At 38.9% G+C, this 24,137-nt stretch carries 30 protein-coding genes, 3 tRNA genes, 1 pseudogene and 1 other annotated feature; of the genes and pseudogenes, 7 read left to right on the top strand and 27 right to left on the bottom strand.

The genetic code is table 11. From position 1 onward, the window contains the following. The 3 genes from NQ560_RS04190 to NQ560_RS04180 all read right to left on the bottom strand — a co-directional run bounded on the left by NQ560_RS04190 (window position 1) and on the right by NQ560_RS04180 (window position 2,239). Window positions 1-987 carry a CPBP family intramembrane glutamic endopeptidase gene (locus NQ560_RS04190; RefSeq protein WP_005330594.1) on the bottom strand — a complete coding sequence of 329 codons (987 nt, stop codon included), beginning with the start codon at window positions 985-987 and terminating at the stop codon, window positions 1-3. Window positions 988-1,428: 441 nt separating this feature from the next. Next, complete coding sequence (locus NQ560_RS04185; protein ID WP_330371137.1) at window positions 1,429-1,842, bottom strand: GNAT family N-acetyltransferase; 414 nt, start codon at window positions 1,840-1,842, stop codon at window positions 1,429-1,431. Window positions 1,843-2,023: 181 nt separating this feature from the next. Further along, window positions 2,024-2,239, bottom strand: a complete 216-nt coding sequence (locus NQ560_RS04180; protein ID WP_004614640.1) for a helix-turn-helix domain-containing protein — start codon at window positions 2,237-2,239, stop codon at window positions 2,024-2,026. Between the two features lie 114 nt (window positions 2,240-2,353). Here NQ560_RS04180 and NQ560_RS04175 point away from each other — a divergent pair, with 114 nt between their 5' ends. Beyond that, window positions 2,354-2,662, top strand: coding sequence for a hypothetical protein (locus NQ560_RS04175; protein WP_039959858.1), 309 nt, complete (start codon window positions 2,354-2,356; stop codon window positions 2,660-2,662). Window positions 2,663-2,845: 183 nt separating this feature from the next. On the opposite strand, the gene NQ560_RS04170 is transcribed toward NQ560_RS04175, so the two are convergent. Next, window positions 2,846-3,262 carry a helix-turn-helix domain-containing protein gene (locus NQ560_RS04170; RefSeq protein ID WP_004614642.1) on the bottom strand — a complete coding sequence of 139 codons (417 nt, stop codon included), beginning with the start codon at window positions 3,260-3,262 and terminating at the stop codon, window positions 2,846-2,848. A gap of 161 nt (window positions 3,263-3,423) precedes the next feature. Between NQ560_RS04170 and NQ560_RS04165 the strand changes: the two genes are divergently transcribed. The 3 genes from NQ560_RS04165 to NQ560_RS04155 all read left to right on the top strand — a co-directional run bounded on the left by NQ560_RS04165 (window position 3,424) and on the right by NQ560_RS04155 (window position 6,052). Continuing rightward, window positions 3,424-3,744, top strand: coding sequence for a hypothetical protein (locus NQ560_RS04165; RefSeq protein ID WP_004614643.1), 321 nt, complete (start codon window positions 3,424-3,426; stop codon window positions 3,742-3,744). Between the two features lie 171 nt (window positions 3,745-3,915). Then, entirely contained in the window at window positions 3,916-4,740 is an 825-nt protein-coding gene (locus NQ560_RS04160; RefSeq protein WP_004614644.1) for a rolling circle replication-associated protein, read from the top strand. A 40-nt stretch (window positions 4,741-4,780) separates the two neighbouring features. Further along, window positions 4,781-6,052 (top strand): tyrosine-type recombinase/integrase, encoded by a 1,272-nt coding sequence (locus tag NQ560_RS04155; protein ID WP_179974618.1) that lies wholly within the window; start codon window positions 4,781-4,783, stop codon window positions 6,050-6,052. 69 nt (window positions 6,053-6,121) lie between these two features. On the opposite strand, the gene NQ560_RS04150 is transcribed toward NQ560_RS04155, so the two are convergent. The 11 genes and pseudogenes from NQ560_RS04150 to NQ560_RS04100 all read right to left on the bottom strand — a co-directional run. Further along, window positions 6,122-6,195 (bottom strand) — tRNA-Pro (locus NQ560_RS04150). Between the two features lie 67 nt (window positions 6,196-6,262). After that, window positions 6,263-6,333 (bottom strand) — tRNA-Gln (locus tag NQ560_RS04145). Between the two features lie 264 nt (window positions 6,334-6,597). After that, a tRNA-Gln gene (locus NQ560_RS04140) sits at window positions 6,598-6,668 on the bottom strand. 176 nt (window positions 6,669-6,844) lie between these two features. Beyond that, the gene (locus NQ560_RS04135) at window positions 6,845-8,059 is read right to left on the bottom strand and encodes an LL-diaminopimelate aminotransferase (protein WP_005330592.1); all 1,215 of its coding nucleotides are present in this window, start codon (window positions 8,057-8,059) and stop codon (window positions 6,845-6,847) included. A 40-nt stretch (window positions 8,060-8,099) separates the two neighbouring features. Beyond that, window positions 8,100-8,948 (bottom strand): diaminopimelate epimerase, encoded by an 849-nt coding sequence (gene dapF, locus NQ560_RS04130; protein WP_040015239.1) that lies wholly within the window; start codon window positions 8,946-8,948, stop codon window positions 8,100-8,102. 20 nt (window positions 8,949-8,968) lie between these two features. Continuing rightward, window positions 8,969-9,517 carry an ANTAR domain-containing response regulator gene (locus NQ560_RS04125; RefSeq protein WP_005330590.1) on the bottom strand — a complete coding sequence of 183 codons (549 nt, stop codon included), beginning with the start codon at window positions 9,515-9,517 and terminating at the stop codon, window positions 8,969-8,971. A 111-nt stretch (window positions 9,518-9,628) separates the two neighbouring features. Next, complete coding sequence (locus NQ560_RS04120; RefSeq protein WP_005330589.1) at window positions 9,629-10,963, bottom strand: glutamine synthetase family protein; 1,335 nt, start codon at window positions 10,961-10,963, stop codon at window positions 9,629-9,631. A 491-nt stretch (window positions 10,964-11,454) separates the two neighbouring features. Next, window positions 11,455-11,664, bottom strand: coding sequence for a hypothetical protein (locus NQ560_RS04115; protein WP_005330586.1), 210 nt, complete (start codon window positions 11,662-11,664; stop codon window positions 11,455-11,457). Window positions 11,665-11,922: 258 nt separating this feature from the next. Further along, window positions 11,923-12,057, bottom strand: a complete 135-nt coding sequence (locus tag NQ560_RS04110) for a hypothetical protein (protein ID WP_005330585.1) — start codon at window positions 12,055-12,057, stop codon at window positions 11,923-11,925. Further along, on the bottom strand, window positions 12,035-12,481 hold the full coding sequence (locus NQ560_RS04105; RefSeq protein WP_005330584.1) for a PDDEXK nuclease domain-containing protein: 447 nt from the start codon (window positions 12,479-12,481) through the stop codon (window positions 12,035-12,037). The genes NQ560_RS04110 and NQ560_RS04105 overlap by 23 nt, the downstream gene beginning before the upstream one ends. A 290-nt stretch (window positions 12,482-12,771) precedes the next feature. Next, window positions 12,772-13,059: pseudogene (locus NQ560_RS04100) on the bottom strand (tyrosine-type recombinase/integrase); the annotation flags it as partial. Between the two features lie 142 nt (window positions 13,060-13,201). Here NQ560_RS04100 and NQ560_RS04095 point away from each other — a divergent pair. The 3 genes from NQ560_RS04095 to NQ560_RS04085 are packed head-to-tail and all read left to right on the top strand — an operon-like array spanning window position 13,202 to window position 14,045. Next, window positions 13,202-13,453, top strand: a complete 252-nt coding sequence (locus tag NQ560_RS04095) for a hypothetical protein (protein ID WP_005330582.1) — start codon at window positions 13,202-13,204, stop codon at window positions 13,451-13,453. 48 nt (window positions 13,454-13,501) lie between these two features. Next, the gene (locus NQ560_RS04090; RefSeq protein WP_005330579.1) at window positions 13,502-13,855 is read left to right on the top strand and encodes a hypothetical protein; all 354 of its coding nucleotides are present in this window, start codon (window positions 13,502-13,504) and stop codon (window positions 13,853-13,855) included. A 25-nt stretch (window positions 13,856-13,880) separates the two neighbouring features. Next, complete coding sequence (locus tag NQ560_RS04085; protein ID WP_167532490.1) at window positions 13,881-14,045, top strand: hypothetical protein; 165 nt, start codon at window positions 13,881-13,883, stop codon at window positions 14,043-14,045. 183 nt (window positions 14,046-14,228) lie between these two features. Here NQ560_RS04085 and NQ560_RS04080 read toward each other — a convergent pair whose 3' ends face one another. From NQ560_RS04080 to NQ560_RS04025, 12 genes are all read right to left on the bottom strand, one after another. Continuing rightward, the gene (locus tag NQ560_RS04080) at window positions 14,229-14,483 is read right to left on the bottom strand and encodes a hypothetical protein (protein WP_119196182.1); all 255 of its coding nucleotides are present in this window, start codon (window positions 14,481-14,483) and stop codon (window positions 14,229-14,231) included. Window positions 14,484-14,937: 454 nt separating this feature from the next. Continuing rightward, on the bottom strand, window positions 14,938-15,582 hold the full coding sequence (gene pduL / locus NQ560_RS04075; protein WP_005330573.1) for a phosphate propanoyltransferase: 645 nt from the start codon (window positions 15,580-15,582) through the stop codon (window positions 14,938-14,940). Between the two features lie 155 nt (window positions 15,583-15,737). Beyond that, complete coding sequence (locus NQ560_RS04070) at window positions 15,738-16,673, bottom strand: thiamine pyrophosphate-dependent enzyme (RefSeq protein ID WP_005330572.1); 936 nt, start codon at window positions 16,671-16,673, stop codon at window positions 15,738-15,740. 15 nt (window positions 16,674-16,688) lie between these two features. After that, a complete protein-coding gene (gene porA / locus NQ560_RS04065; RefSeq protein ID WP_005330570.1) occupies window positions 16,689-17,873 on the bottom strand; it encodes a 2-ketoisovalerate ferredoxin oxidoreductase subunit alpha in 1,185 nt (394 codons plus the stop codon). A 1-nt stretch (window position 17,874) separates the two neighbouring features. After that, on the bottom strand, window positions 17,875-18,177 hold the full coding sequence (locus NQ560_RS04060; RefSeq protein WP_005330565.1) for a 4Fe-4S binding protein: 303 nt from the start codon (window positions 18,175-18,177) through the stop codon (window positions 17,875-17,877). Then, window positions 18,177-18,749, bottom strand: coding sequence for a 2-oxoacid:acceptor oxidoreductase family protein (locus NQ560_RS04055; RefSeq protein WP_005330552.1), 573 nt, complete (start codon window positions 18,747-18,749; stop codon window positions 18,177-18,179). Before NQ560_RS04055 ends, NQ560_RS04060 begins: the two co-directional genes overlap by 1 nt. Window positions 18,750-18,886: 137 nt before the next feature. Beyond that, window positions 18,887-19,130: a binding site (T-box leader), on the bottom strand. Between the two features lie 185 nt (window positions 19,131-19,315). After that, on the bottom strand, window positions 19,316-20,194 hold the full coding sequence (locus tag NQ560_RS04050) for a polysaccharide deacetylase family protein (RefSeq protein ID WP_005330551.1): 879 nt from the start codon (window positions 20,192-20,194) through the stop codon (window positions 19,316-19,318). Between the two features lie 38 nt (window positions 20,195-20,232). Next, window positions 20,233-21,462, bottom strand: a complete 1,230-nt coding sequence (locus NQ560_RS04045) for a pyridoxal-phosphate-dependent aminotransferase family protein (protein WP_040015238.1) — start codon at window positions 21,460-21,462, stop codon at window positions 20,233-20,235. Window positions 21,463-21,747: 285 nt separating this feature from the next. Then, window positions 21,748-22,500 carry an exodeoxyribonuclease III gene (locus NQ560_RS04040; protein ID WP_005330547.1) on the bottom strand — a complete coding sequence of 251 codons (753 nt, stop codon included), beginning with the start codon at window positions 22,498-22,500 and terminating at the stop codon, window positions 21,748-21,750. 64 nt (window positions 22,501-22,564) lie between these two features. Then, complete coding sequence (gene truA / locus NQ560_RS04035) at window positions 22,565-23,299, bottom strand: tRNA pseudouridine(38-40) synthase TruA (RefSeq protein ID WP_005330545.1); 735 nt, start codon at window positions 23,297-23,299, stop codon at window positions 22,565-22,567. Beyond that, complete coding sequence (nrdR, locus tag NQ560_RS04030; RefSeq protein ID WP_005330544.1) at window positions 23,296-23,757, bottom strand: transcriptional regulator NrdR; 462 nt, start codon at window positions 23,755-23,757, stop codon at window positions 23,296-23,298. The genes truA and nrdR overlap by 4 nt, the downstream gene beginning before the upstream one ends. A gap of 108 nt (window positions 23,758-23,865) precedes the next feature. After that, the gene (locus NQ560_RS04025; protein ID WP_022278453.1) at window positions 23,866-24,105 is read right to left on the bottom strand and encodes a YlmC/YmxH family sporulation protein; all 240 of its coding nucleotides are present in this window, start codon (window positions 24,103-24,105) and stop codon (window positions 23,866-23,868) included. Window positions 24,106-24,137 lie beyond the last annotated feature (32 nt).

Here is a 24,137-nt window from a genome sequence, read left to right as displayed (position 1 = left end):
TTATAGCACAGAAAATTCCTTTGCAACTGGCTTTCTTTGATTTTTTAATGTTTTTGAAAAGATAAACGAGCCGAATATTACAACATAACAAATGACTGCCAATGGCGTTGAAAATGTAAAGCTATTCTCTGTTAATTTCCATAATCCTAATAAATTATTATTTAAGAAATGAATCACCACTGCAATCCATATAGTTGATGTCCGCTTATAAATCCAACACATAAAAATTGTATGGCTAATAAGCATAACAGACCGTCCAATAAAAAAAGTAATTGGAAGTTTAGTTATCATATAATCTATCGGCAAATGAAAAAGCACTTCTATCGTTCCAAGGAAAAATATTGCTTTATAAACCCCATATTCCTTCTCCAGCAATGGAAACATAAAATATCCCCAACCATATTCCTCGCCCAAGAATACAATAAATGTAAAGATAAACAGTGGAACAAAACCAACTAGCTGTTTCACATCTGCCAATGGAACCTTTAATTGCGCTACATCTCCTGTTTTTAGATAATCACATACGAATTCCACTCGAACCATAAGAATAAAAATAGCGATATAAAGCAACGCATATTTCAATACTTCCTTAAACGAAACATTATAAGACAGACCTATATTTGCCAAAGTATTTTCTCCAATGGATTGTAAAAAGTAAATACTACATAATGATTCAGCTATCATCAATATTTGAGATATAACGGCACTACTTGGAATAACAACAGATATTACAGTATATATCGTCATTCCTGCAAAACAAATTTTATAAAACTTAAAAAATTTATTGGATTCATTCTGACTTGATGCCCGTTGTTTTGCAAACAAAGTACTCATGGTTGGTAAAAGCATCAAAATATAACCTTCTGAGAATTTTTTTAAATGAAACACCTGATTATATAAAATCCCCAAAAAAATAAATAGAATTTCAAAACTAAACATGAATAATAAGAAATACTGTATCATTGACTTTTCTTTTTTATCAGTCATAATATTCCCCCTTCCAACTCTATAAACTCAGTATACCATGGAAAATATTTAAACTACAACTTTACAAAAAAAGAAAAGCCACAAAACTAACCATATATCAGCTTTGCGACCAATCATAGTCGGAGTGACAAGATTTGAACTTGCGACCTCTACGGTCAACGAACAACGTATTTACGGGCTTTGTAAGGGGTATTTAAGAATCCCAACCAAAAGCCAACCAATGACAAATATAAACAAGCGACCTAAACGGTCAGAAAGGAAAACTTGTATATCCGTTTGTTCTAAAAGTTTATTAAATTCAATAGATTAGCTAAAAAACACTAGCCATAGGTGTTCCCTGTGGCTAATTTCCGCCATTGTGCCAAGCAAGATTATGTACTTAATTTTGACAAACTGGAAGTTGTCGAGTTTTATATATTGACCAAAAGTTTGATTTAAGAACTATAAGACTTTTTTCAAATAATATCTATAATGCTTTTCTGGACAATTTTCTAATATACCAAATACAATATACCCTTGCTTCTCATAAAATTCTTTGGCTTGAAAATCAAATGTATCAAGATGAATAAGTTTAGCACCTTTTGATTTAGCATCATTTTCAACTTCTTCTAAAAGTAAGCTACCAAGTTTTTTCCCTCTATAACTAGAATCGACCCACAATGTATCAACATAAACTACATTCCAACAATACATCCTTGCTACAATACCAGCAACAATCTTATCATCCTTACCGATTTTCTTGCTTAAATCTATGAAATTTTCTTTCTGTTTAGCCTCAACCTGAGATAGATTATATTCCACCAGTCTTTCAATAATATAATCCTGTTCTTTCTTTGAACATACATCAATTTTCATAATATAATTTCCTTTCATATAATAAATCGGATTTGTCCAGATTTACAAATTCTATTTGCTTAACTTTCACTACTCACAGTATAATTCGATTTTATAAAATACACAAGTAAAAAGGTATGAGAGACTTTCACACCTCCGCATACCCTTTTATCCATTCCATGCCAATAACAGCAACAGCTCGTTATTCTTTTACATAACAAATCAATTCGCCAACTTCACAATCAAAATAATCACATAACTTACAAATCAAATTTGCATCCAGCCTTTGAAATTCATTTCTGCAATATCTGTTAAAATTTGACCTCGGAATATCCAACTCTTTGCAAATGGTATTCTTACTGATATCCCGTTCTTTCAACAGTTCTTCTATCCTTAACTCTAAATGTCCATAATTCATATACATCACCCCTACACAAAGTATATTTAATAAATCTTTATGTAGTAATTCACTATACAGCGAGGTACTATATAGTTATCCCCTTAGGGATTTAAGAAAGAGAGGTGCATACACATGAAAATAAAAGTCATAACTACATTTTTATTGTTCTGTCTAATTGCCGGAATCTGCTATTACATCAGTCTGCCCGATTACCATGTCCGTAACAGCATGTCATTCAGTAATCAAGGCACACGAGACACGGAGCTAACTGTTATTGTTTACAAATATTGGGGAATTGATGAGACTATTCGTAAAATCGAAACAGAACACAACAAGATTAACGGCACTCCTACTACCCTTGAAATCAATCTCTATTATTCTGCATGGCTGATTCGTTATGGAGAGAAACCCTTTAAAACCGTTGTTTTTGAATATGACTAAGAAAAAGAATAACAGACAACACTTTCGCAATCGTGCTGTCTGCTATTCTCTGTATACTTTCCACATCTAGTTCTTTCTTGTTCGTGTTCTTTCAAAAACCAACGTTCCGAAGGATGCCCAGAGCGACGGTTCCTAACAGGGCGGCGGGTCGGCTGGGCAAGTGGACGCCTTAGATTACTTCTGCTATTTCGTCACATATTCGATTGGACTATCTTCAATTCCCTCATATTTCTTTATAGTAAGAAGATTGTTAATAAAGTCTAATACCTTGTTTGTATCTTCATCATCCAGTAGGTCCAACTTAGTCAAGATATCAATGTCTGTTTGATTTTCCACTTGTATTGATATGGGTTCTGACATATCCACAACCGCTTTAAATTTTTTCTTTCTGTGAACCACATCAATATCTGTAGTCAATCCCATAACATGACTTTTGCTTACGCCAAACAGTTGTGATAACCTATCCCATATAGAATCATCCCTTGGAGTTCCATTCCCATTTTCATAGTTAGTCAGCATACTTTGTGAAATTCCCAACTCTTTTGCCAATTCCGCAACTGTGATGTTATTTTCTTTTCTCAATTCTTTTATTTTATTCATCGCAATCCTCCTTGTTTATGCTCATTATATTTCAATGTTTTCACTCTGTCAATCTTTTTATCGGATATTAAGATATTTCTCTTGACATCGCTTATTCTGTGCTGTATTATAATAAATATCTGAATATCAGATAATCAAATATTTTAAGGAGGTCATATTTATTGATTAGAGGAACTGATTTCATTTTAAACCCGGACAAACTGGAGGAACAATTTCAATTAGTCGAAGTATCTGAATGGATTGACTACAACACCAAAGAGAAACTAGGCTTCTACTACACTGTTCTTTTTCCAAAGCTGAAATTTGAGAAAATCAAAGTTGGCGTTAAAAATGCCAATCAGCTTGTGTCTAATGAAGAATTGGAGCAAAGAGGACAAGTGACCGTTTCATTTGAGGGACTACATACATGGGCGAGTCTTTATAATGGACGCTTATCCGTCAAAGCAGAAGCTGCCAATATCAGAAAAGCCGGAACAAAATAGTTCCCTAAAGGGGGCAGATAGTCAGTGCCGGACAACGTCATAAGGTGCTGACTATCTGCACCATTTAAGGAAACAGATATCGTTCTATCTTTACTTGATATATAAAACAACATCTTCCGAAAAATCGGAGTAGAAACAAGCACATACAAAATAGGATACGAGGTGAATTTCGTGGGCAAAGCAAAACAATGTTTTGTATACAATACGAAAATCATTGAAACTCCTACTACGAAAGAAGTGTATTTCTATGAAACTCCAATTTACAGCCATTCAAATTCAGATTCAAAAACAAGTAATACACAAGCACATAAACGTAAAGTATTTGATGAAATGTCGGCTCATAAGCAATATGACAGTTTAAAGCGCAAGCAAAAACACTATGAGCAAACCCGTTGGGAGATTGCCCGTATTGTTGACTGCAATTTTGATAACAAGACCAAATTTTTAACGCTGACATTCCGAGAGAATATTCAAGACATCACTATAACCAACAAGGAATTTAAGTATTTTATACAACGATTAAATTACTATCTGTATCAAACCAAAGTCCAGACATTGAAATATATTGCAACGTGGGAGAAACAGAAACGTGGAGCAATCCACTACCATGTTATTTTCTTTGATTTTCCGTTTGTGGCAAAGGAAAAACTACAAGATTTATGGACGTATGGATTTATCAAAATAAACCGCATTGATGTAGACAGCATGGAGAACAGAGGACGTTATTTAAGCAAATATTTTGGTAAAGACCTAGAGTTAAAGGAACACAAAAAAAAGGCATTTTTCAAATCTCAAAACCTTAAAATGCCAATTGAACAAAAGTTAATGCTTACAGATGATATTCTACAGGATTTAACACAAGAGAATGTCGTCTTTCAGAAAGAATATACCAGACAGGTGTATGATACAAAATCTATCATTACAAACGGCTCACCCCTTAAAGACAGCAGTGTTACATATCTGAAAATTAAAAAGGGGCGTGATTGTACTGGCTAAACTGAACGCCCTTGAAATCCTGCAATATGAGAAAGCCATTATGTCGAGAGCAGATTCAATAAAGATATTGTATCAAGAATTAAAAACTGGTATACTTTCGCTAACGGATATACAAGAACAGGTTGATATGAATAAAAAACAAGTTCTTGATTTACACAAAAAAATGTATAACTACTGGCAAGGAAAAAATGGTAAGTGGTACAGCTATTTACCAAAAGAGGGGGTTGAACCGCCAAAGGGAAAGCAGATTGAGAGTGTCAACGAGGAAAAATTGAATAGTAAAATCATAGAGTATTATGTCATTGAGGAATCCCGAAAAAAGCAGGAAAAGACTTGCCCTACTTTCCTAGAAGTCTATTACATGTGGCGAAGTATTAAGGATTTAGAATTAGACGATAACTCAATCTATAAGTTTAATACTGACTGCAAACGTTTCTTTGTTGGTACAGACTTTGCTGAGATGCCTATTAATCAGATTAATGAGAACACAATAAAAGTTTTTATGTTGGAAACCATCAAGCGACTTGAATTGTGCAAAGAAACCACACGTAAGTTTTTCAGCTATATAAAAAACGTGATTAGATACGCAAGAATTGAAAAAATTATCACAGATAATCCAGTGGAATTTCTTGAGCCTAAGGACTTTACAAAACATTGTGGAGAAATTGAAGTATCTGACTGCGATAAATACTATACCGATACTGAACTTGCTATTATCTTAAAAGCCTTGCATGGATATTATAGGGAGAACCCTTTATATATGCCGCCTTATGCCATAGAATTAGCAATGTACACGGGTATGAGGGTTAGTGAGCTATCAACCTTGAAATGGTCTGATATCAATGATATCTGCATCAGTATCAATAAATCTGCAAAACACAATCGGTTAAAAAATGAATTTTCTGTTGGTAAGACTAAAACCAAGAAATCAAGAGCCTATCCGGTTGACGGACAGATTAATCACTTATTGGCACGCATCAAGCGAGTACAAGAAGAACATGGAATTTTATGTGAATGGATTTTCACGGATGGCAATGGAAGTTATACCCATGCAAGAAACATAACTGACTGCATGACACGGTTATGCCGGGAAAACAAATTAAACGGTGGTGGTATCACTAAGCTACGGAAAACAACCAGTTCCGACTTACAAGCTAAAGGCACACCAAAATCAGTGGTCGCAAGTATGTTAGGACATACTACCGAGGTCAACGAGAAGTATTATACCTATGACACTTCAAACCTTGCCGAAAAGAAAAAGATTATCCAAGAGCGAAATGCCAAATTTAAGAATCTGGCACACACTGGATAATCCCAACCAAAGCCAACCAACTTTTTCAACACCTAAAAAATGAAAAACCCCCATAAAATGGGGGTAAAATCGGAGTGACGTGATTCGAACACGCGACCTCTACGTCCCGAACGTAGCGCTCTACCAAGCTGAGCCACACTCCGATACATTCTTTAATTAAAATTAAGTAACCGGATACTCATTCAAGTATCCGGCGCCCCTGCCAAGGAACTACGGATAGAGGACTCGAACCTCTACTAACAGAGTCAGAGTCTGCTGTGCTGCCATTACACCAATCCGCATTAGTGTGATGTTCTGCGTTATCAGCGAACAAATATTATTATACTTAATTCTGAAAAAAAGTCAATACCCTTTTTTTTATTTTTTCGCAATTTTTCATCAAATTTATATCTCTCATTTTCTAGCTGAAATATATTAGAAAATCTGCATCTATTGTGTGAAAGTAAAAAGTGTCAATATTTACTCTTTCACACTCTCCGTCCCGAACGCAGCGCCCGTATACGCAAAATGCTGAGTATCTCTTACGAAATACTCAGCATCAATAACTACGGATAGAGGACTCGAACCTCTACTAACAGAGTCAGAGTCTGCTGTGCTGCCATTACACCAATCCGCATTAGTGTGACTTACTCTGCTGTTTTATTTGTCCAGCGAATATTAATTATACACATATTCAAGAGAATGTCAATAGATTTTTTGCATTTTCCCTTTTTCACCAGACATTTTTTCGCTGATGGGGACGGTAGCATTTTAACAAAATGCTACCGTCCCCATCTACAATTTTACTACAATTTACATTTCTTTGATTCTTTTGATTGCTGCTACTGTGTTTTCGTGTGTTCCGAATGCTGTCAGGCGGAAATATCCTTCTCCGCTTGGTCCGAATCCTGAACCTGGTGTTCCGACTACGTTTGCTTTTTCAAGCAGATAATCGAAGAAATCCCAGGATGTCATTCCTTTTGGTACTTCTAACCAGATATATGGTGCATTCACGCCGCCGGATACGTTGTATCCTGCGTCTTTCAGTCCTTGTTTGATGGTCTTTGCATTGTTCATGTAATAAGCGACCTGATCTTTTAACTGAGCCTTTCCTGCTTCACTATATACTGCTTCTCCTGCACGTTGTACGATGTAAGGTGCTCCGTTGTATTTTGTTCCATGACGTCTTGCCCACAGGGAATGAAGCATAACATCACCAGATTTCAGATCTTTTGGAATAACGGTTGCTCCAAGACGTACTCCTGTAAATCCTGCATTCTTAGAGAAGCTTCGAAGCTCTATTGCGCATGTTCTTGCTCCTTCGCACTCGTAAATGGTGTGTGGTACGTCTGACTCGGAGATATATGCTTCATATGCAGAGTCGTAGATGATGACTGCTCCGACTCTATTAGCGTAATCTACCCACTCCTGAAGCTGTGCTTTTGTGATTGTTGACCCTGTCGGATTGTTTGGGAAACACAAATAGATGATATCTGGTGTCTCTTCTGGAAGCGCAGGTGCAAAATTTGTCTCTTTTGTACAAGGCATGTAGATCACATTGCTCCATGTCTCTGTCTTTGCATCGTAAGTTCCGGTACGTCCTGCCATTACATTTGTATCAACGTACACAGGGTAAACCGGGTCACACACTGCAATCTTACTGTCTGCCGCAAAAATTTCCTGAATATTTCCTGAATCACATTTTGCACCATCAGAAATAAAGATTTCGTCTGCCTGAATGTCGCAGCCTTTATCTTGATAATCGTTCTTTGCCATGGCGCTTCTTAAAAATTCGTATCCAAGATCTGGTGCATATCCGTGAAATGTCTCGGCATGGCCCATCTCATCAACAGCCTTGTGCATTGCCTCGATGATTGCTGGTGCAAGTGGCTGTGTTACATCACCGATTCCAAGACGGATGATCTGCTTGTCTGGATTAGCTGCCTGATATGCTGATACTTTCTTTCCAATCGTTGAAAAAAGGTAACTTCCTGGTAATTTCAGATAATTTTCGTTTACTTTAAACATCTTTCTAGTCTCCTTTATTTATTCATTATGTGATATCTTCTTACAGTTCTATCTCCCCGTCAAATACAACGGTCGCCGGACCTGTCATATAGACATGATTATCTTCTTCATTCCATTCAATCTGAAGATTTCCTCCCAGAAGACGGATTTCTACTTCTCGCTCTGTATATCCGTTTAAAATGCTCGCGACTGCTACAGCACATGCTCCAGTTCCACATGCAAGTGTCTCGCCGGATCCTCTCTCCCACACACGCATTTCCACGGTCTTTCTGTCGATAACTCTTGCGAATTCTGTATTAATCCGCTGTGGAAATCTCTCATGGTTCTCGAACTTCGGTCCGATTTTTTCAATGTCAAGTCCCTGTACATTATCAATATAGACAACATCGTGAGGGTTTCCCATTGATACACCAGTCATATGATACTCTTTCCCGTCTACTTTAATCTGAGCATTTAATACCCTATCAGTTTCATCGGAATACCCTTTCATTATAATCGGAATTTTCTCCGGGTCAAGCTCCGGTTCTCCCATATCAACACGTACCAGTGCAACTTTTCCATCTTTCACCGTCAGATCCAGATATTTAATTCCTCCAAGTGTCTCCACGGAAATGTGTGTCTTATCAGTCAGTCCGTAATCATAGACATACTTTGCGACACAACGGATTCCATTTCCACACATTTCTCCTCTGGAACCATCTGCATTATACATCTCCATTTCAAAATCAGCCACCTTAGACGGATTGATCATGATCAGACCGTCTGACCCGATTCCGAAATGTCTGTTACTGACAATCTTTGCCACCTCAGGTGGATTGTCGATTTTTTCTTTGAAACAATTTACATAAACGTAATCGTTCCCCAGACCTTGCATTTTTGTGAATTTCATTTTTATTATTTCTCCCATCTTTATTCATTCATAATGCTAAGTACCATCTCCGCTGTCTCTACGATATTCGTTCCGCTGTCCATACTGTTCTTCTGAAGATACCGGTGTGCCTCTTCTTCTGTCATATTATTTCGCGCCATCAGCAATTCTTTTGCTTTTCGGATCAATGCTTCCTGTTCAGGAGTCCTGCTCTTAATCGTTTTCTTACGTTTTCTGCGCCGCCGGTCCATATTTTGAAGCATCATCTGAAGGGTATTCATAAGATCATACGCTTTGATCGGCATAGTCAGTCCCATGACACCACTTGCCAGCCCTTCTTCCCATTTCCCTTGTGACGCAATCAAAAGCATCTCAAAGCGATCCGGCAAATATTCTCTTAATTCTGAATACATCATATCTTTTAGTTTGTATCCACACACGATAATTCCTTCATCAACAGAATCTGCGTAGTTCATCGCCTGCGCTCCTGTCGTGCACACTCCAGTAACATTAAGCCCTGCACGCACTAACAGATTTCGGATATTGGTCGCATTATCCTTGTTCGGAAATACAACTATAATACCTACCAATTTGCCACCTCCTGCTGTGTATCGCTGATAAAACCGACCTTCTGTCCGCTTTTAGCAGCTTCCTGAATCTTTTCTTCTCCTTGATAAGAAATATTTCACACAACAGCAGGCTTAGATTCGATGTAAATATTTATTAAGCTCCCATTCTGTGACCTGGGTTACATATTCCTCGTATTCCTTTTTCTTAGCTTGTGTATACTTCTGCACCAGATCATTTCCAAGCACATTTTTAATATACTCGTCTTTTTCAAATTCCTGACACGCTTCCATCAGATTCATTGGAAGCTTTTCTACTCCTGCCTCTTTGAGTTCTTCCTCGCTCATCTCAAATAAGTTGCGGTCGATGCTGTCCGGTGGCATGATCTTACTACGGATACCGTCCAGTCCTGCTGAAAGACATACTGCCAGTGCCAGATAAGGGTTTGCTGCAGTATCCGGACTACGAAGTTCGATTCTGACGTTCCCCCCACGTTCTGCCGGAATTCGGATAAGTGGCGTCCGATTCTTTCTGGACCATGCGATATGCACCGGTGCCTCAAATCCCGGCACAAACCGTTTATAAGAATTTACAATAGGATTCGTGATAAATGTCATGGCTTTAATGTGCTTCATCAAACCGCCAATAAAATAGTATGCCTCTTTACTCATACCATTCGGGTCATTCTTGTCATTGAATACATTTTCCCCCGCTTCATTATGAAGGGACATATTCATATGCATACCAGAGCCATTTTCATTGTACTTCGGTTTCGGCATAAATGTAGCATGAAGCCCGTGACGCTTGGCAATAGTCTTTACGACTAGTTTAAATGTCATAATATTATCCGCAGTTAAAAGTGCCTCATCATATTTAAAATCCACTTCATGCTGTGCCGGTGCAAATTCATGGTGAGATTCTTCTACTTCAAATCCCATATCCTCCAGTGTCAGAACAATATCACGCCTTGCATTTTCTCCTAAATCTAACGGTCCCAGATCAAAATAACTTGCCTTCTCATGAGAAAATGTAGTCGGAAGTCCGTCTTCGTCCGTATGGAATAAGAAGAACTCACACTCTGGTCCCACGTCAAATGTATACCCCATCTCTTTTGCTTCGGCAATCACTTTCTTTAACACATATCTTGGATCACTTTCAAACATACTGCCGTCCGCTTTCTGTACATCACAGAGCAGCCTTGCTACTTTCCCCTGCTGCGGTCTCCACGGAAAGATTTCAAATGTATTCAGATCCGGGCGAAGATACATATCCGAATCTTCCATTCTCGCAAAACCTTCAATGGCAGAACCATCGAACATGCACTCATTATCCAGCGCCTTCTCAAGCTGGCTGCTGGTGATTGCTACATTTTTCAAAGTTCCATACATATCTGTAAACTGAAGACGAATGAAACCAACGTCCTCCTCTTCAACCATCCTCAAAATATCCTCGCGTGTGTAATTGTTCATAAGAAACCTCCCGCTTGTATTATTTTTTACTATCTGAATCTATAAAATCCAGATGCTCCGTGCTTTGCACTCCCGCATCTGCTGCCACATTCACAATCCGGGCTTTCGCCCTTCTTGTTCATGCAGCTCAGATTATCTAATAGATAGCCTGTAATGCATGTAAACATGCCTCCAAGCTATCTATTGATAATACTTTTATAGCAAAAAAGGGCGCTCTCATACAAGGATGAAAACGCCATTGTCTCACATGTTTATGATTATAAAAAGAAAATGATGCTTTGTCAATCCTGACAATTGATTAATAGTGTATATTTCAAATAGAACTCAATTGCAAAGTTAAATCCTATGAGCAAATATATATCTGCATAAAAAATGAAGATCTCCTGTCCAACACAGAAAATCCTCATTTGTTTAAGTTACCTCATAAAATATGTCCAAATTTTCAGACACATATCACTCTGATCCGGCATCAATATTTCTTACTTTTTATTCTACTCTTCGTCATCTAACCAGTAATCATCTGCAAATTCATTATAATTATTTCCATTGTTATTACCAAAAGAAATTCCTTTTTTAATTGGAGAAATTAAAAATCCATAAATCACTCCTAAAAGAACACAACAAAGCATAATCAGAACTTTCTCTTCACCTGACCATTCACGGTCAAAAATTTCCTTCACCTTATCTAAAAAATCACGCATACCGCTACCTCCTGTTCTTAGCACTCACGCACAAATATTCTAAATCAAGTATACACACAAACCGACACAGGTGCAAGTAATCTATTTCATACAATTCATAATAACTGTAATCATCATTTCCATTTCATCTAGTTTTGATTCTGCAATCATAATCGTAAGTGTTGCCAGCGTATAATCTTAGCAATCATAGAATTATTCCATCCTGTTTTCTTACCACCCGGGTTAGTCCAAATGGATTATGTGATAACTCTAACTGGATTATTTATTTTTTTCTTTTAGTTTTAAGATATATTCTTCTTCTGCCTGTTCTAATCGTTTCTGAATTGCTTCCTCCGATGGCAGCTGAGATTTTATTTCTTGCAAACGAATATTATCGTAAGTTGCAACTCCCATAGGAGTCTTTATTCCCTGAAAAGCCCACTGAACCTCTGATATGATAAAAAAGCATATCTATTTTTCTTGTTTTACCAGCAACGATAATCTCTTTCTGTCTTCCAATAAAGGCAAATCCTGATCCAAGCTCTAATAAGAAGCGTGTAATATTCTGTTCTAACGCATCTTCCAACTCTTCCTCATCATATCCTACAGGAAGTGACACAAAGCCGAAATCATAAGTATCTTTTACGATTTCCTGTGCGAGTTTTCCTTGTATAGCAGGAAGCTTTTCCGCAAAATTGGTAAGTGCATTACCTGATGATTGATATAAATTAGCTTTAATACAATCAACAAGTGTACTTCTGCTCCAACTCTCTTCTATTGTTTTTCTCACATAGAATAAAGCTTCTTCTATTGTTTTACATTTTGTTACTATTTCCACATGATGTCTCCATGGTACAAATCCAAAGATTGTAGGAAATTCTATTTCTGCACCAGCTTGGTGCAGTTTTTGATTTTCACTGATTTCTGCGCCAACCTGTTGCAGTTTTAAACTGTTTAAATCAAATTATATATATCTTTTTGACTATCTTTTTATATCTTCTTAAATGTCCGCAAAGCCTTATTTTATCGGCTCTACGGGCATTTTGCTTTTGTGGTAAACCTCACATATCTAGGTTTATCTTCTTATATTTTCGCTATCAAGCGTGGTTAAAATCGTGGTAAATACTTCTATGCGATTAGACGCTGAACCTCTGATTTTGCGGTATCTATGGACGCATGAGCATACCAGTTCATTGTGATACTGACATTTGAATGCCCCATGATATACTGTAAATCTTTCGGGTTCATGTTCTTACTTGCCAGCCTTGTGCAGAACGTATGGCGTAGCGTATGCGATGTGATATGTGGCAAGGGATTGTCCTTGTGTTGCTTGTTGTATTTCTTTACCATACGGACAAATAAGGCGTTATAATCAATCGCAACTTTGGGCTTGCCTTTCTGATTGACAAATAGGATTTTTTTATTTTTTGAAAGGTGAAACTATGTAAAGGAGTGTCTTTGTCTGATTGACACACTCATCGTGGGTGAACTCATTTTTCATAATAGTATCATTATGGTATAATAGAGACATTAGAATCGGAATTGGGAGGATAATAAGATGTTAGAATTTAAATATGATACTCAACTTTTAATAGAAGGCGAAAACCTTGACGAAGATAAAATTAGCGAATATTTCACAAACAATTTTAACGGAGATTGTTTGTTAGCAGTTGGAGATGAAGAACTTATAAAAATTCATTTTCATACAAATGAACCATGGAAAGTATTAGAATACTGTTCACAGCTTGGAGAAATTTACGACATTGTTATTGAAGATATGGACAGGCAAGCGAAAGGTTTAAAAGGCTAAATTTCAGTTTGTATAAGACAACATTATTGAAATTCAAGGGGATTGAGTATGAAAAGGTGGCTATCTGTTTTAGTAGTTTTTAGTTGTATAATAGCTTTATTTGGATGTGAAAATGGAACTATAAAAGGACAAGTATATTTCAATGCACAAGTTTTGGAAGTGAATAAGGGATATATTAAGGTTAGATGTGTAGAAACATTTAACAGTGGGATCTCTGTTGATGAAGAGTTTTCCGTTACAACAGACGTAGTATCAAATAGTGAAGTACCTGAATTGAATGTTGACGATAACATTCGTGTTGTATTTAATGGCGAGATAATGGAAAGTTATCCAATACAACTAGGAACAATTTATGCAATTTATCTTTTAGATGAAAACGGAGAAGTGCTTCCTAATAACTAATAACTTCCAGTTTGGATGGAACATTATGAAAGATAAGAATATTTTAATCAGTATGGGAATTATTATTTATATCGTTATGTCTGGAATTGATAGATTTGTTTATCATATACCTAATGTTATGTATATTCCAGTAGCAATTCTTGGTATTGCTTTAATTTTAATTGGCTTTTTCAAGGATAAATCTAAATAACAAAATTTGAAGTTGCGGAGATGTAATAATGCATAAAACTATTTTGATTGAAGAAATTACTATTGAGAATGTAACAGAAAAAATAAATGAAAAAGTACAAGAAATGGAAAAAGACGGTTATCAGATTAAAACTATGTCCTTTTGGTGAACAGATAAAGCTGTGTTGATTTTCAAAAAAGTCCTCTACTGGACTGACTGTTTAGTTACGAAGCGAAGCTGTGCATCCGATACACCGATAACCGCCGCCCTCTTGGAACTGTCAGTATTAGCCTGCTTCAAAAGTGCTACAAACTCGCTGTTTACCAGCATTGTTGTTCCTTCATTCTGAACTGTCGTAAATTTTGCGACAACCACTTGGTTATCTAATTCTTCTTTCAACACATTATTAATATGTTTACCAATAGTCTTTATCTTGCGTTTCAAATAATACGATTTCATTTGTTTTTTCCATATTTTTCTTCCCTTGTAAGTAACCGTTTTTATATTTTCCCACATTTTTATTTATCAACAGTATATCATATTGATAATTTATTTTCAATCCTATTGCTAATTTTCAAAAATGTTGCAAGCGTGCCTCCCCAACTGAATCCAAGATATAGAATATTGTATATAACAAAAAATCCTCCACTACAAGGTACTCTAGAGCGGTCGGTACTTAGCGACCGTCTTTTGGTCGCTTATGTACTGTTACCAGCGGAGGGTAGCGCGAGCGTGCCTCCTTGCCCGAATCCAGGACTTAAAAGTATAAAATAAGGCACAAGAATAGTCCGTAAAGGTACTCTGGAGCGGTCGGTACTTAGCGACCGTATTGAGGTCGCTTACGTACCGCTACCAGCGGAAGGTAGCGCGAGCGTGCCTTATAGGACTATTCTTGTGCCTGTATTATATAATTTTATATCCGATGAATACCACTCTGAATCTCATCTGCCCATCTTTGTAGTTCTTCGGATTTTCCTCCGAAGAGCTTGAGCAGTGTTCCTGTCGGGTTCTCGGTTCCTGCGAATGCATTTGCCTCGTCTGTATCTACGTGCATTGCAAGTGCGAACTGCGGACTGACGCGAACGATGACATCTGCGAATATCAGTGCCCGTTCAAAGCTCTGTGTAATGACAAATACAGAGTCGTTATCTTTTACATTTAACTGATATGCCTGTACCGGTGTCATGTGTATATGGCGTTTTGCCACAATCACACCGTGGTCTAATTCCACGCTTCCACACGGTCCCACCAGTGTACATCCAGGTGTCCCTGCAGTGTCTCCGGACTGACGTATCATTCCTGGAATTCCCAGTTTTCTGGAATCTGTCATAGAGATTTCCACCTGAGTCTCCCCACGGAAAGGTCCAAGAACTGCAACCCTCTCGAATGCTCCTTTTGGTCCGCGGACCTCCAGGCGCTCTTCACAGGCAAACTGTCCCGGCTGGCTGAGCTCTGACTTAAATGTCAGCTCTTTTCCTTCTCCGAATAATATTTCAAAATCTTCCCGGCACAGATGAATGTGCCTTGCACTTGTCTCGATTGGTATTGCAAGTCCCATGCCTTTACCTCATTTCCCTAATTCATAAATCTTACTATATTCTTGCTGTGAGATGCACATCATGCAATACATAGCATATTCTTCTGTGCATCTCTACAAGCTTAACCCGAATCTTTCATTTCTTACTATTTACAGATTCAAAATAAATCTGTCTCTTATCTTGAACATCTGAACAGAAGGTCTTCCCATCTTCTGTCTACTTCTTTCTGGAATGCCTCAAGAAGATCTTCATTGCCTTTCTTGAATAAATGTTTGAATCTACCCTGTGGTCTTAAGAAGTCCTCGATTGGAAGTTTCTTCTTTGGCTCATAGTTCAGGATCCATTTTCCTTCTACGACCTCGAACAGCGGCCAGTAACATGTCTCTACACCAAGTTTACAGATTTCCATAATGTCTGGTGTGTTGTATCTCCATCCACGCGGGCATGGTGCCATAATGTTCAGAAATGCTGCACCCGGTGTATAGATAGCTTTTTCGGATTTGATGTGCAGATCTTTAAAGTTCTGTACAAATGTAGTCTGTGCAACGTACGGAATATCGTGTGCCGCAATTACAGATGCCAAATCTTTTCTGTTCTGCGGTTTACCATTGCTCTCGCTTCCAACTGGTGTTGTTGTTGTATCTGCATACATTGGTGTTGCAGAAGAACGCTGGATACCTGTGTTCATATAAGCTCCGTTATCGTAGCACACATATACAAGATCCTGATTACGCTCCATTGCCCCGGATAATGACTGAAGTCCGATATCGTATGTACCGCCGTCTCCACCAAATGTAATAAATTTGTAGTTTGTATCCTGTAATTTTCCTTTTCTCTTTAACGCTTTGTAAGCGCCTTCAACACCGCTGAGTGTTGCCCCTGCATTTTCAAATGCATTGTGAATGTAGCTGTCTTCCCATGCTGTGTATGGATATGTAAATGTAGAAACTTCCAGACATCCTGTTGCGTTTCCGATGACTGCTTTGTCCCCTTCATGAAGACCACGAAGGACGTTTCTTACTGCGATTGTTCCGCCGCATCCGGCGCACATTCTGTGTCCAGGAGCAAGACGCTCTGGTTTGTTCATTGTCTCTTTAAAATTATAACTCATCTTCTTCGCGCCTCCTTATTCTCTGATTCCCATGTAACGATACATTTCTCCGGCATCACCATCTGCAATGACCTGTTTCAGTGTTTCGTATACATTTTCCATATCTTCGACACGCACATCACGTCCACCAAGTCCATATACATAGTTAATTGCGAGTGCCTGGCTTCTTGCACGGAATAATGCAGACATCACATCTGCTCCAAGTGGGCCACCGTGATTTGTATAACTCTCTGCACGGTCCATGATCGCGATTGCCTTGACATTTTTCAATGCTTCTGCAATCTCATCAGCCGGGAATGGACGGAACAGACGAATCTTAATCAGTCCGACTTTCTCTCCCTGCTCGCGAAGTCTGTCTACTGCATCTTTTGTTGTTCCTGCTGCGGAACCAATGATAACAACTGCACGTTCAGCATCTTCCATACGATACTCCTCGAAAAGTCCGTATTTTCTGCCGGAAAGCTTCTCAAAATCCTCAGCCACTTCTTTTACGACACGGCTGACATTTCTTGTTCCCTCTGCCTGATTACGCTTTGCTTCCATATAATAATCTGTGATAGAGTAAGGGCCGACTGCCATCGGGCACTCTGGATTCAGAAGATAATCTTCCGGCTCATACTCACCAACAAAATTCTTGACGTCTGCATCTTCCAGAAGTTCAATGTTCTCTACGGCGTGGCTTGTGATAAATCCATCCTGACAGATCATGATTGGAAGGCGTACATCTTTATGCTCGGAAATGCGGAAAGCCTGAACCATGTTGTCATAAGCTTCCTGATTATTCTCTGCGTAAATCTGGATCCAGCCTGCATCTCTTGCTCCCATACTGTCAGAATGATCACAGTTGATATTGATCGGACCGGACAGTGCCCGGTTTACAAGTGCAAGTGCAAGCGGAAGTCTGTTAGAAGCTGCAATGTAAAGTTCCTCCCACATATAAGCAAGTCCACAAGAAGAAGTTGCTGTAAGGCTTCGTGCTCCTGCAGCGGATGCTCCGATTGCTGCTGACATAGAACTATGCTCACTCTCGACTGGGATAAATTCTGTATCCACCTGTCCATTTGCTACAAATGAAGCGAAATACTGTGGAATCTCCGTAGATGGTGTAATTGGGAATGCCGGAAATACGTCCGGATTAATCTGTCTTAAAGCGATTGCTATTGCTTCATTTCCTGATAAACGATCTCTTTTTCCTGCCATCTTATTTCACTCCTTCCATCGTAATTGCACCGAACGGACATGCTTTTACACAAATACCGCATCCTTTGCAATGGTCATAATCAAATGCGCCTCTTTTCATATCCTTAACCGGGATACAACTGTCCGGACAGACAGGTACACATAACAGGCACTGTTTACATTTGTCTTCAATAAATTCCGGCTTTACACTTGTCCACTCACCGGTGTGGAAATCCTTTGAAGTTCCTGCTCCGGCAACGATCATTCCTTCAGTCAGATCCTGCCATTTTGTCTTAACTCCTAATTTGCTGATATCTGTAGCCATTATTTTACCTCCTTCAGTGCCATCTCAAGAGCCTTCATGTTACCATCAATAACCTCTGGCTTGCTGGCGAATTTATGTTTGAAAGAAGCCTGCATCTCTCTTAAAAATGTCTCTTCGTCCATGATATTTGCAACTTTTACGATTGCTGCAAGAAGCGGTGTATTCGGGAAATATCTTCCCATAGCTTCCATAGATACTTTATGTGCATCAATTGTATAAAGTTTTCCTTCGTATCCTTTCAGATGTGGAATAATCTCTTCTTTCGGGCGGGCTGTATTTACAAGGATCGCCCCCTCTTTTTTCAGTCCTGCTGTTACATCTACAGTCTCAAGAAGTGACTCGTCTACAACAACAACGAACTCTGGATCATAAATGTTAGAATGTACACGGATCACCTCATCGCTGATTCTGTTGTACGCTGTGATCGGCGCACCCATACGCTCCGGACCATACTCCGGAAATCCCTGTACGTATTTTCCTGTCTTAAATGCAACATCAGCTAACAGTAATGCTGCTGTCTTGGCACCCTGACCGCCACGGCCATGCCATCTGATCTCTGTGTGATTACTCATGCATCTTCTCCTTTCTCTTGTTGTGTATAAGTATGATGCCTACAGATTACTCCACGCTTTAACTCTTCTACATCTATGCTTCTATTAGTGCAAAGCTTGTGTCACTGGCATCATATATACAAAAAGTCCGCCCCTGAAATAGGGACGGACATATTATCAGTTCCGCAACCACCCTGTTCTTCTAAAACAAGTGATATTCACTACGTACAATCATACGTGATTTCTATAACGGGAAATCCCCGTGAAAACTTACCTGATGTGATTCTTTCAGCTTTCCTTCTCAGAGATGATTTTCAAAATAAGCCTCCCACTGTCTTTCAGCACCGACAGCTCTCTGTAGGGAAATCTCTTATCTCTACTCTTTCTCTTCACAGAATTTAAATTATAGAGCGCAATCTGTTTTTGCGCTACATAAATATTACTCTATATTCAAAGAAAGGTCAATAGGTTTTTGAAAAATTATAATCTACTAAAAGAGACAGCAAATATTAAACTATTCTATATATGTTCTTTAATTGATGTGTATGTTCTGATTTTTCGTCCATTTTACGGGCTTTTCTGGGTATCTACTTCGCGTCCGGAATTTGTCTTCCGGTCACATCCATATGGTAATTTTCTTTATAAATCAGTTGCGATATCGGCACTACCTGATAACCTTTTTCTTTCAATCCGTCCAGCAATGCATCCAGAGCATCTGCCGTATATTTCGCCCCATTGTGGCACAAAATAATCGAACCATTTCCAAGTGCCTTATGATTCAGCACCGTATTTAAAATACTATCAACCCCGTAGTCTTTCCAATCCAAACTATCCACGTCCCACTGAATCGGATAATATCCATTTTCCCTGGCATTTAAAACTACGGCGTCATCATAATCTCCATATGGTGGGCGAAACAACTGCATCTTGACTCCTGTCAACTCCTTCACTTTTTCATGAACACTCATTAACTCTTGCGTCTTCTCCTCATCGGAAAGCTGAGACATATTCTTATGATTCTGACTGTGATTTCCAAGGTCATGGCCTGCCTCATAGATTGCTTTCACATCGTCAGGATAACTTTCGACCCACCCGCCAGTCATGAAAAATGTGACATGTACATCATGTTCCTTTAAAATGTCCAGGATTCTCTGGGTATCATCATTCCCCCATGCCGCATCAAATGAGAGCGCAACCTTCTTTTCATCAGTCTGGACACAATAAATCGGAAGTTCTTTTCCATTGACATTGCTCGAAACCTTGACAATTCCTGATATGTACCTGTATGAACCTATCAATGCTATTGCAACCACACAAGTAAAAATCCCACGAGTCAACCATTTCTTATTCCATTTCTTTTGGATACGCTTGCAATTGGTACTTATTTTCTCAAGTTTTATTAACTTTCTCATAAAAAACTCCGGAACATCTGCCTTTATAGCAGTATATGTTCCGGAGTAAATCATATATTCTACACTTAGTTCTAAATGTTCGATAATTTTATTTATTTCTCAGCATTTTTGTATACTTCCATAGCTGCTGCCACACCTTCGCCTGTAGCAATCTTAACATTATTCTGAAGCATAACTGCTTCAAGAGCACCAAGAAGGATCAGGATATTTCTCTTCTGGCTTGAATATCCCATGTTACCAATTCTTAAAATCTTGCCGTCCAGTGGTCCGAATGATGTTGCAATTTCGATTCCGAACTCGTTGAGAAGTGTTCCACGGATTACCTTTCCGTCTACTCCTTCCGGAATATTGATTGCTGTTACAACCGGCATCTTGTGCTCGATATCTCCGAAAATGCTAAGACCCATTGCATTCAGACCAGCACACAGAGCCTTGTCATTGAGGCTGTGTCTTGCCCATCTTACTTCCAGAGTCTCGTCCACGATACAGCGGAGTGCTTCATGTACTGCATACTGCATACTTGTAGCCTCTGTATGATGGTTCAGACGTCTTGGGCTCCAGTAATCCTCAAGCTGTGCAAGATCCAGATAGTTACTTGGGATTCCTGCAAGTGAACCGTTTACATCATCTGCTGTACGGATTCCTTTCTCTACTTTCTTTCTCTTCTTAACAATCTCTTCAATCTGCTCATTGTATGTAATCAGTGCAGAACCTGAAGGTGCTGAAATACATTTCTGTGTACCGGAGATACATGCGGATAACTTCCAGTCGTCAACGTGTACTTCTGCTCCACCAAGTGTTGCAACTGCATCTACAATCAGAAGTGCACCATATTTCTCACAGATTTCACCAATCTCTTTCAATGGCTGCATCATAGATGTAGAAGTCTCACCGTGGATAAATGCAACGGCTTTGTAGCTGTCTTTCTTTAATGCCTCTTCAATCTCTTCCGGCTCAAATACAGTTCCCCATTCTCTCTCAAGAAGTGTGATATCTGCTCCACATCTCTCCAGAATCTCTGCAAGCAGATATCCAAAACGTCCGAATGCAGGAATCAAGACTTTATCTCCCGGACAGATTGCTCCTGTCAGAACTGTCTCAAGACCTCCTCTTGATGTGGTATCTACAAGATATGTCATTTTATTTTGTGTCTGGAACACATAGCGCTCCATCTCCATTGTCTCATTCATAAGTGCTGTAAATTCCGGATCGAACTGTCCGAGAATGTGTGCGCCCATTGCGCGAAGTACGCGAGGATCTGCTTCAACTGGTCCCGGTGTCATAAGTGTGCGTGGTGATGGATTAATCTCTTTAAATTTCATGTCTGTCATCCTCTCTTTTCATGTGTTGTTTCTGTTATTTTTTCCTGTTTTTTTCTTAGAAATCCATTGGAAAGATGCTTTTAAACATTCTTCTGAAAGCATCTGATATTGGAAATTTTATTCCTGATATCGAAAAAAGAGGTGCAAAAAACCAATAAGCTTGTTCCCCCATTGGATTTTTCAACCTCTTTTTAATGACATTATTATACCCACAAATTCCCTATATTTCAAGAGAAAATGCGATTTTGAGAGTTAAAACCCAAAACCGCATTTTAAAATTTAAAGTTACTTTATATCCAATTCCACCGGGCAATGATCTGATCCCATAATATCTGTCAATATCTTCGCGTCTTCCAGTCTGTCTTTCAGACTCTCGGATACACAGAAATAGTCAATTCTCCAACCTGCATTCTTGGCTCTTGCACTAAATCTGTAAGACCACCAGGAGTAGATACCTGTCTGCTCCGGATAAAAATACCGGAATGTATCTACAAATCCGGCATTCAGAAGCTCTGTGAATTTCTGACGCTCTTCATCGGTAAATCCGGCATTTTTCCGATTCGTCTTTGGATTCTTCAGATCAATCTCTGTATGCGCTACATTCAAATCACCGCAGAAAATAACCGGCTTTGTCTCTTCCAGCTTTTTCAAGTATGTAAGAAAATCTTCCTCCCATTTCATACGATAATCCAGTCTTGCAAGCTCGCTCTGGGAGTTTGGTGTATACACGGTAATAAAGTAAAAATCTTCAAACTCCAATGTGATCACACGCCCTTCCTGGTCGTGCTCCTCGATTCCAAGTCCGTAGCTTACGCTGATTGGTTCCTGCTTGGTAAATATTGCTGTCCCCGAATAACCTTTTTTCTTCGCATAATTCCAGTACTGATGATATCCCGGTGTGTCCAGTTCAAGCTGTCCTTCCTGCATCTTCGTCTCCTGAATGCAGAAAATGTCTGCGTCCGTCTCCTGAAAAAAATCCATAAATCCTTTTCCGGCACATGCACGGATACCATTTACATTCCATGATATGAATTTCATTTTAGTCTCCTGTGTTCTTGTCTTCTATTTTTTTCTTCCATTTTCAAAATTGACAGTAACGGCATTAGTAATACACTTTTCTTAAAAACAGACCCCTTGCCGGTGCCAGAAATCCTGCCAGGCTTCTGTCTTCTGCTGCAATGACGACCGGAATCATAGAGGCTTCACGCTCTCCTGTTCCGACCTCCAGAAGTGTGCCTGTCATAATCCGGACCATATGATACATAAACCCGGTTCCATAATAAGTAATACGGAGCTTTTCTCCATTACTTACAATTTTAATGTTGGTAACCCTGCGGACTGGATCCTTATTCTCACTGTCATCCGTAAAGCTTGTAAAATTCTTCGGTCCGATCATATAATCTGCTGCCTCGCGCATTGCTTCGATATCCAGCTTATGTGGATAATGATAGCAATATCTTCTGGAAAATACATCTGGTTTTTCTCTGCAGTCAATATAATATTCGTACTTCTTGCCTTTTGCACTTTTTCTCGCATGGAACCCATTTTTCATCAGTTCCACTTTCATGATCCGGATATCTTCCGGTAAATATCTGTTAATGGAATCCTTCAATTCCTTTACATCGTAAAGCTTGGAGAGCTGTACGCTTGCAACCTGTCCACGTGCGTGAACCCCTGCGTCAGTTCTCCCGGAGCCATCTACACGGACTCTGTATCCGACCAGTTTTCCAATGCTCCACTCTAATATATGCTGAATTGTATTATCTGTCGTCGCCTGTCTCTGCCACCCCTGATAGCGGGTGCCATCATAAGAAATTGTTAATTTGTATGTTCTCATTTTTCTTCCTTATCTAATATCTTCTTTAGCTCGTCCATAAAAGTATTCACATCTTTAAATTCACGGTATACAGATGCAAATCTTACATATGCTACTTCATCCAGATCTTTCAGTTCGTCCATGACAAGTTCGCCGACCACACTGCTCGGAATTTCCTTTTCTTCCAGACTGAATACCTTTGTCTCTATATTGTTCACCGCCTGCTGGATCTTCTCTGTCGGCACCGGACGCTTATAGCATGCCCGGATAATTCCGTTTTCAATCTTCTGACGGCTGTACTGTTCTCTGTTGTTATCTTTTTTTATAATTATAAGAGGGATTGTCTCTATCTTTTCATAAGTTGTAAAACGCTTCCCACATATATCGCAGGCACGTCTTCTTCGAATGGAGCTTCCGTCCTCTGCAGGTCTGGAATCAATTACTTTTGTGTCAGGATTTCCACAATATGGACATTTCATATTCTTTCGCGCTCCTTTTCCTAATCTTTCCTTATTAGTATATCTTGTGGCGTACGAGAAGTCAAACCACTATTACTCCCATTTCCCGGACTTTTTCTTAATTTTTTCTTATTTTTTCTCATGCATTTCTACCAGTATGACATCTGGTCCGATTTTGCAAATGCATTTGTAAGGAATGATATATTCGGAGCCGTCACAGAAGAAGTTACAGAACTTTGATGTCTTTGGAATAATGATTGCTTCGATCTGTCCACATTTTTCGTCAAAGACAAAATCTACAATGTAGCCTAATTTTTTACCGTCACAGGCGTTGATGACTTCTTTTCCTTGAAAATCGTTCAGGCGCATATTCATCATCCACATATATTTTTAATATAGTA

The sequence above is a fragment of the Dorea formicigenerans genome (genome assembly GCF_025150245.1).
Taxonomy (GTDB): domain Bacteria; phylum Bacillota; class Clostridia; order Lachnospirales; family Lachnospiraceae; genus Dorea; species Dorea formicigenerans.
Note: the sequence above shows the minus strand (reverse complement) of the source record. Positions and strands in the feature narration are given on the sequence as shown.

Excerpts from the sequence above, each read along its gene's own strand:
- NQ560_RS04070 (WP_005330572.1), bottom strand. The coding sequence starts at position 16,673 with ATGAGTTATAATTTTAAAGAGACAATGAACAAACCAGAGCGTCTTGCT.
- NQ560_RS04190 (WP_005330594.1), bottom strand. The coding sequence starts at position 987 with ATGACTGATAAAAAAGAAAAGTCAATGATACAGTATTTCTTATTATTC.
- porA (WP_005330570.1), bottom strand. The coding sequence starts at position 17,873 with ATGGCAGGAAAAAGAGATCGTTTATCAGGAAATGAAGCAATAGCAATC.
- NQ560_RS04115 (WP_005330586.1), bottom strand. The coding sequence starts at position 11,664 with ATGCGTGATTTTTTAGATAAGGTGAAGGAAATTTTTGACCGTGAATGG.
- NQ560_RS04060 (WP_005330565.1), bottom strand. The coding sequence starts at position 18,177 with ATGGCTACAGATATCAGCAAATTAGGAGTTAAGACAAAATGGCAGGAT.
- NQ560_RS04170 (WP_004614642.1), bottom strand. The coding sequence starts at position 3,262 with ATGAATAAAATAAAAGAATTGAGAAAAGAAAATAACATCACAGTTGCG.
- NQ560_RS04050 (WP_005330551.1), bottom strand. The coding sequence starts at position 20,194 with ATGATTTACTCCGGAACATATACTGCTATAAAGGCAGATGTTCCGGAG.
- NQ560_RS04080 (WP_119196182.1), bottom strand. The coding sequence starts at position 14,483 with ATGAAATCGTATTATTTGAAACGCAAGATAAAGACTATTGGTAAACAT.
- NQ560_RS04135 (WP_005330592.1), bottom strand. The coding sequence starts at position 8,059 with ATGTTTAAAGTAAACGAAAATTATCTGAAATTACCAGGAAGTTACCTT.
- truA (WP_005330545.1), bottom strand. The coding sequence starts at position 23,299 with ATGAGAACATACAAATTAACAATTTCTTATGATGGCACCCGCTATCAG.
- NQ560_RS04175 (WP_039959858.1), top strand. The coding sequence starts at position 2,354 with ATGAAAATAAAAGTCATAACTACATTTTTATTGTTCTGTCTAATTGCC.
- NQ560_RS04045 (WP_040015238.1), bottom strand. The coding sequence starts at position 21,462 with ATGAAATTTAAAGAGATTAATCCATCACCACGCACACTTATGACACCG.
- NQ560_RS04090 (WP_005330579.1), top strand. The coding sequence starts at position 13,502 with ATGAAAAGGTGGCTATCTGTTTTAGTAGTTTTTAGTTGTATAATAGCT.
- pduL (WP_005330573.1), bottom strand. The coding sequence starts at position 15,582 with ATGGGACTTGCAATACCAATCGAGACAAGTGCAAGGCACATTCATCTG.
- dapF (WP_040015239.1), bottom strand. The coding sequence starts at position 8,948 with ATGAAATTCACAAAAATGCAAGGTCTGGGGAACGATTACGTTTATGTA.
- NQ560_RS04025 (WP_022278453.1), bottom strand. The coding sequence starts at position 24,105 with ATGCGCCTGAACGATTTTCAAGGAAAAGAAGTCATCAACGCCTGTGAC.
- nrdR (WP_005330544.1), bottom strand. The coding sequence starts at position 23,757 with ATGAAATGTCCATATTGTGGAAATCCTGACACAAAAGTAATTGATTCC.
- NQ560_RS04085 (WP_167532490.1), top strand. The coding sequence starts at position 13,881 with ATGAAAGATAAGAATATTTTAATCAGTATGGGAATTATTATTTATATC.
- NQ560_RS04180 (WP_004614640.1), bottom strand. The coding sequence starts at position 2,239 with ATGAATTATGGACATTTAGAGTTAAGGATAGAAGAACTGTTGAAAGAA.
- NQ560_RS04120 (WP_005330589.1), bottom strand. The coding sequence starts at position 10,963 with ATGAACAATTACACACGCGAGGATATTTTGAGGATGGTTGAAGAGGAG.
- NQ560_RS04040 (WP_005330547.1), bottom strand. The coding sequence starts at position 22,500 with ATGAAATTCATATCATGGAATGTAAATGGTATCCGTGCATGTGCCGGA.
- NQ560_RS04155 (WP_179974618.1), top strand. The coding sequence starts at position 4,781 with ATGTCGAGAGCAGATTCAATAAAGATATTGTATCAAGAATTAAAAACT.
- NQ560_RS04110 (WP_005330585.1), bottom strand. The coding sequence starts at position 12,057 with ATGGGAGTTGCAACTTACGATAATATTCGTTTGCAAGAAATAAAATCT.
- NQ560_RS04055 (WP_005330552.1), bottom strand. The coding sequence starts at position 18,749 with ATGAGTAATCACACAGAGATCAGATGGCATGGCCGTGGCGGTCAGGGT.
- NQ560_RS04095 (WP_005330582.1), top strand. The coding sequence starts at position 13,202 with ATGTTAGAATTTAAATATGATACTCAACTTTTAATAGAAGGCGAAAAC.
- NQ560_RS04185 (WP_330371137.1), bottom strand. The coding sequence starts at position 1,842 with ATGAAAATTGATGTATGTTCAAAGAAAGAACAGGATTATATTATTGAA.